The following is a 5,459-nucleotide window of genomic DNA, read 5'->3' as shown; positions in this document are numbered from 1 at the left end:
AGGCTCTAACTTAAGAATCTCTTTACTATTGTATCTTTAAGATTTCGTCCAACGCACCTTGCACATCTCCACTATAAGTGATTTCATTTGCGCTTGTTTGTTCGTCCCGAAGCACTTTTGGGATTCTATCTTGCTTTTGTATCTCCTCTCTTAATGTCTCCAATTCCGTACTATGATAAGCATAAATCATTTGTGCAGACAACACACCCTTTAATCTTTCAATCTGTTTTAGAAGCTTGATTTCCTCCTCAATGCTTTGAGATTCCAAAGTTACGATGATTTTGCCACTTTCGTCTTTGTAATGGCACTCTGCGCCCTTGATTGCATTGATTTTTCCCCAAAGCGACTCTATGTCCTTCTGTGCGCATAGCACAACGAGACTAGACACATTAAAATCCTCTTGCAATGCCTGCATTTTTACTCCTTAAGATTCCAAATTAAGATATTTTTCCCATCTTCACTGCTAATAAGATGATAATCTGTAAAAATAATATTATTCAATAAACTCGTATGTCCGCTTAAATGCATTATTTCTTGTTTATCTGAAATGCGAAAAACATTAATTTCGCTTTGTTCATTTTGCATATAAGCCCCCAATGTGGAATCCGCACTCATTCCCACACTATACACCAAAAAATTTGCACCAATCCCATAAGATTCCACTTTATTTGTCTGCAAATTCAGCTGATACACACCCACTTTTCTATCTTGCCCTGCGGTGATAAAAGTCATTATATCTCCTACTTTAGCAAGTTTGACTTGATATACATTATCCTTATTTTCACCCTCAAGTTCTGCTATTACCTCCCCACTATCCATTACTCCAAAATACAAAATCCCTGATTCGCACGCTACCACATAGCGATTACTCGGAATCTCTAATGCAAAATCCGAAAAAGAAGCTTCAGAGAGCTGCTTGCGGTAAAGAATCTGTTTTTGCTTTATATCATACAACACAATCTCATTGCTCGCGAGTCCTAAAAAAATTCGCTTTTCATCTACAAAAGCTGCTTTTTTAATATTTAAAGATTCCATATTGGGTAACATCTCCAAATGCCCCTTAGAAAATACAAAAAGATTCTTTGTGCCAAAATTCCCCTCACTATGGATTAAAACTTGCTCTCCAAGCCTATCCACGCTATAAACTTTAGGTGCATAAGATTCTGCATAGAAACTCGTAATATCAGGAAGCTTCGCAAGCAATTTTGGCGATGTTTCATATAACTTTAGCTCCAAAACCTCTCCAAAATCCGTTCCAATCAACAAAGAATCTTTGATGAGATGCGTAACAACAATATTATTTTCTAAAACAATCTTTTTTAAAGGTTGAGAAGTTCCTTCTTTTGTGATATTGGATTCCTCTGAATAAATCACCAAAGGCGATACCCATAGAATACATAGGATTACCATAATTTTTTTAAGATAAATTCGCATTTACTTTCCTTTAATTTTCACAAGATTCTAATATTATCGCTCGTGCAGGACAAGCCCCGATACATTCCCCACAACCGATACAATGCTTTTGAATCGCAGGATAAAACAACCCACTAAAAGTAATCGCTTGATTCTTTCCTAGCACACTATAACAAATATCTTTGCAGGTGCAGCATAGGGTTTTATGGTAAGCCAAACAAGTTAGTTCATCAATCTTGAGGACAAAATTCCAATGGGGATTCTGTTCTTTTGCGAGTTGCTCCTCTAGCACACCCTTTGGACAAGCCTTTGCACATTCTCCACAAAGCTTACAACCACTTGTTTCAAAATCTATATAAACTGCATTATGTGATATTTTTAAGATTCCACTTCTGCTTTCTTTGTTATAAATTTCCTCGCATACCTTCACACAAGGCACTTGCAAAGATTCCACAATACATTGCCCACAAAATTTAGAAAAAAGAAAGCGATTGGAATTATAGGGCGGCAAGGGCGCAAAGCCCTCTGATTTTGGCTTTAGCAAAACCGTGAAAAGATCCCTACGATTCCGCATTAATTCACACCCTCATTCACAATATCAATCAGATTGGATTTCGTGCTACCATTTTCTTGACGAAAATCAGGTTCAAACTTATTGACAACCAATGGCGCAGCATTGACTTGTGTAGTATGGCAAATCACGCAATTAAAACGCGTTTCGTCCATTTGCTCTTTTAAATCTTTCTTTTTACGAAAATCATAAAAATGCGATTTAGGCATAGGTGTCGCTTTAACTGCTTCTGCAACTTCAGGCAAATGACAACTTGTGCAAGAATTGTTTTCTTTTGTAATAGGCAACATATCTTCCACAGAATGCGAAATCATAGGAGGCGCATTTTCAAATGCTCTATCAATCAATACAGATTCTCCCGCTGCCTTACCATTATAGTCAAATGCGCTCACTTTCACATTTTCATTAAGTAAAGTGCTTTTACGCAAGCCTATTTCATTCTCACTATAACCGCCTTGACAACCTAAAAATATGAATCCAGCCAATGCCACACTCACAACCATTATTGTTTTGTTAAAATTCATTTTTTCTCCTTTTTAAAATCTAAGAGATTAAACACTAAGGCATTATCTCCACAAACTTCAATACAACGTCCGCAACGCGTGCATTCACCACTTTTTATCACACCACTTTCCTTTCCAATGATTCCTAACACCTGCTTTTCTGGACAGATTTTTTTACACTCCATACAATGTGTGCAAGCCTGCAAATCATATTTGACTTTTAAAATCGCAAAGGAACTAATAAGTGAATAAAATGCACCCAAAGGACAAATATGCCCACAAAATGCGTGTTTTGTTACAAATAAATCCAATAAAAACACTACCAAAACAGCAAAAAATCCAACTCCAAGCCCAAAAATAATCCCGCGATGAAGCATAGAAATCGGGCTAATCACTTCAAATGCTGCGACTCCAAAAATTAAAGAGAGCAATAGACTAAGAGCCAAAAACACATAACGCAAAGAATTTTTCAAATAAACAAGATTTCCCAATGTATCCAAACCAAAAGCCCGTCTTAAAAAAGAGGCAAAGTCTGTTATAAGATTCATTGGGCAGACAAAAGAGCAATAAGCTCTTCCTAAAAACAAACCATAAAGCAATAAAATCAACAAAGCACCAAGCAGTGCGTTTGCCCCAACGATTGAACCTGCAAAAAATAACTGCAAAATCGCATAAGGGTCGCTTAATGGAATCACTCCAAAAACAAGTGAGGAGCTAAGATTACCTTGCAGAATCTTAAAGCTTGTATAATTTCCTAATACATACAAGGCTAATAGTCCTATTTGCACGATTCTACGCAAGAATAAATAACGATATTTTTGCATTACAAATCTCCGTTATTCAAATAATCTTGCACTTTAGAGCTAGAATCGCGTTTAGGGATTCTTTCTTTTGCTTCTTGCAAACGCATTTCATCTTCTGCTTCCCAACCTTTAATATAGTTTGTCCCTACTTTACCAAGTGCTATTTCACGTGGCAGGACAATAATTGCAGCCTTTTCTGTGATACAAGCCTTTTCGCATTTGCCACAACCCGTGCAAACCTCACTTTCCACCACAGGCAAAAGATAAGAATGCTTTCCTGTGCGTTCGTTACGTTTAAGTTCTAGTTTAATGGCTTCACCCAAAAGCGGACAGGCGCGATAACAAGCGTCGCACTGAATGCCCCAATATGCGACACAATGCTCCTTATCCACAATCGCAACACCCATTTTAGCAAGATTGATTGCAAGTCCTTTTTCATTAGAAACCAATTTGGAATCCAATGCGTCTGTTGGACAAATCGGCACACAAGGAATATCCTCACACATTTCGCACGGAATCTTGCGTGGTTCAAAATAAGGTGTGCCTATGGGCTTCCCGCTTCCTGCGTCTGCAAGCTTTAAGGTGTCAAAAGGACAAGCCTTTACACATAAACCACATTTAATGCAAGTCTTTAAAAATTCCTTTTCATTCAAAGCACCCGGCGGTCTCAAGATAAGAGGATTTGCCCTGCTTTCTTGCAAAAACGCTCCCCAAACCAAACCACCAAGCCCTATAAGCGCAACCGCTTGTGCGCCACTTAGTAGAAATTTACGCCGATTGGTATTTTGCTGCATTTTATGCCTTATACACTTTTACCGCACATTTTTTGAAATCTGTTTGCTTAGAAATCGGACAAGTTGCATCTAAACAGACTTTGTTAATATAGACTTTTTCGTCAAACCAAGGAACATAAACAAGTCCCATCGGTGGGCGATTGCGTCCGCGCATATCCACATGCGCTTTTACTCTACCGCGTCTTGATTCTATCCAAACCGCGTCATTTTGTTGCACACCAAGCTTTTTACCATCTTCTGGATTCATATAACACAATGCTTCAGGCACAGCACGATAAAGTTCTGGCACACGCATCGTCATCGTTCCACTATGCCAATGCTCTAGCACACGTCCTGTGCTTAACCAGAATGGATATTCTTTGCTTGGCATTTCTGGTGGGTCCATATAAGGACGGAAGAAAATTTTTGCTTTGTTTTTAAGTGAAAACTTCTCTTGTGTTTTTGGAGTTACTAAATCTCCACGTGGAAGCTCTTTACCTGCGCCACCATAAAAGGCAAATTCGCCATTGTTTGCCTTTCTTGCATAATAATCATATTTTGCATTAAACCGCCATTGTGTTTCCTTGCCATCTACGACAGGCCATCGCAATCCTCGCACTCTATGATAAGTATCAAAATCTGCTAAATCGTGTGCGTGCCCTACACCAAACTTACGATATTCCTCCCAAAGATACTTTTGCACGAAGAATCCATAACCCTTAAACACTTCTCCATTACTTCCAACCACTTCGCGCTTATCTCCAAAGACTTCAGAATTTATCGTACCTTTTAACATTGTATCTGTTATTTTGTAGGTAAATGCCTCTTTATTTGCATACAATACATCATAAAGTGTGGAATCCTCATTATATCCCATTGCTTTTGCTGCCTCTAGCACATTGGGAAGTGTCAATTTATCATTAATCTTTTTCTCACCCCAAACTTCTTTGAGTTTAAATCGTTTAGAAAATTCCATCATCTGCCAAGTATCACTCATTGCCTCGCCTTGTGGAAGAACTTGCTGTTTCCAATGCTGGGTTCTACGCTCTGCATTTCCATAAGCACCCCATTTTTCATAAATCATTGCCACAGGTAGAATCAAATCCGCAACTTTTGCGCTAATGCCCGGATATGCGTCAGAGACAACAATAAAGTTATCCATTTCTCTAGCAGCCTTAATCCAATGGTTTGCATTGGCAGTATTTTGCCAAGGATTATTCACATGCACCCACGCCCATTTGATTTTTCCATCTTCAAGATTCCGCATAATTTGCATAAAATGTGCGCCCGGTTGTGGATTGATTGTTCCGTTTGGAAGTTTCCAAATCTTTTCTGTCATTGCTCTGTGTTTTGGGTTTGCTACTACCATATCTGCAGGTAATCGGTGTGAGAATGT

General features: G+C 38.5%; 7 protein-coding genes. All 7 read right to left on the bottom strand.

Features of this window, described 5'->3' with window-relative positions; all coding sequences use genetic code 11:
* Positions 1 to 25 precede the first annotated feature (25 nt).
* Positions 26 to 415 (bottom strand): chaperone NapD, encoded by a 390-nt coding sequence (locus Q1553_RS03045; protein WP_115550944.1) that lies wholly within the window; start codon positions 413 to 415, stop codon positions 26 to 28.
* A gap of 2 nt (positions 416 to 417) precedes the next feature.
* The gene (locus tag Q1553_RS03040; protein WP_297571601.1) at positions 418 to 1,434 is read right to left on the bottom strand and encodes a nitrate reductase; all 1,017 of its coding nucleotides are present in this window, start codon (positions 1,432 to 1,434) and stop codon (positions 418 to 420) included.
* 10 nt (positions 1,435 to 1,444) lie between these two features.
* Positions 1,445 to 1,987: a 4Fe-4S binding protein gene (locus tag Q1553_RS03035; protein ID WP_115550945.1), complete on the bottom strand. Its 543-nt coding sequence runs from the start codon at positions 1,985 to 1,987 to the stop codon at positions 1,445 to 1,447.
* Positions 1,987 to 2,508, bottom strand: a complete 522-nt coding sequence (locus Q1553_RS03030) for a nitrate reductase cytochrome c-type subunit (protein WP_115550946.1) — start codon at positions 2,506 to 2,508, stop codon at positions 1,987 to 1,989. Before Q1553_RS03030 ends, Q1553_RS03035 begins: the two co-directional genes overlap by 1 nt.
* On the bottom strand, positions 2,505 to 3,311 hold the full coding sequence (gene napH / locus Q1553_RS03025; protein WP_297571600.1) for a quinol dehydrogenase ferredoxin subunit NapH: 807 nt from the start codon (positions 3,309 to 3,311) through the stop codon (positions 2,505 to 2,507). The genes Q1553_RS03030 and napH overlap by 4 nt, the downstream gene beginning before the upstream one ends.
* The gene (napG, locus tag Q1553_RS03020) at positions 3,311 to 4,084 is read right to left on the bottom strand and encodes a ferredoxin-type protein NapG (protein WP_297579578.1); all 774 of its coding nucleotides are present in this window, start codon (positions 4,082 to 4,084) and stop codon (positions 3,311 to 3,313) included. The genes napH and napG overlap by 1 nt, the downstream gene beginning before the upstream one ends.
* A 1-nt stretch (position 4,085) precedes the next feature.
* The coding region (locus Q1553_RS03015; RefSeq protein WP_300842742.1) for a molybdopterin dinucleotide binding domain-containing protein at positions 4,086 to 5,459 on the bottom strand (1,374 nt) is incomplete at its 5' end.

The organism is Helicobacter sp. UBA3407 (genome assembly GCF_949747025.1).
Taxonomy (GTDB): Bacteria; Campylobacterota; Campylobacteria; order Campylobacterales; family Helicobacteraceae; genus Helicobacter_D; species Helicobacter_D ganmani.
Note: the sequence above shows the minus strand (reverse complement) of the source record. Positions and strands in the feature narration are given on the sequence as shown.

What these genes read in the sequence shown, in the direction of transcription:
- Q1553_RS03045 (WP_115550944.1), bottom strand. Translation starts at nt 415, where the DNA reads ATGCAGGCATTGCAAGAGGATTTTAATGTGTCTAGTCTCGTTGTGCTA.
- Q1553_RS03040 (WP_297571601.1), bottom strand. Translation starts at nt 1,434, where the DNA reads ATGCGAATTTATCTTAAAAAAATTATGGTAATCCTATGTATTCTATGG.
- Q1553_RS03035 (WP_115550945.1), bottom strand. Translation starts at nt 1,987, where the DNA reads ATGCGGAATCGTAGGGATCTTTTCACGGTTTTGCTAAAGCCAAAATCA.
- Q1553_RS03030 (WP_115550946.1), bottom strand. Translation starts at nt 2,508, where the DNA reads ATGAATTTTAACAAAACAATAATGGTTGTGAGTGTGGCATTGGCTGGA.
- napH (WP_297571600.1), bottom strand. Translation starts at nt 3,311, where the DNA reads ATGCAAAAATATCGTTATTTATTCTTGCGTAGAATCGTGCAAATAGGA.
- napG (WP_297579578.1), bottom strand. Translation starts at nt 4,084, where the DNA reads ATGCAGCAAAATACCAATCGGCGTAAATTTCTACTAAGTGGCGCACAA.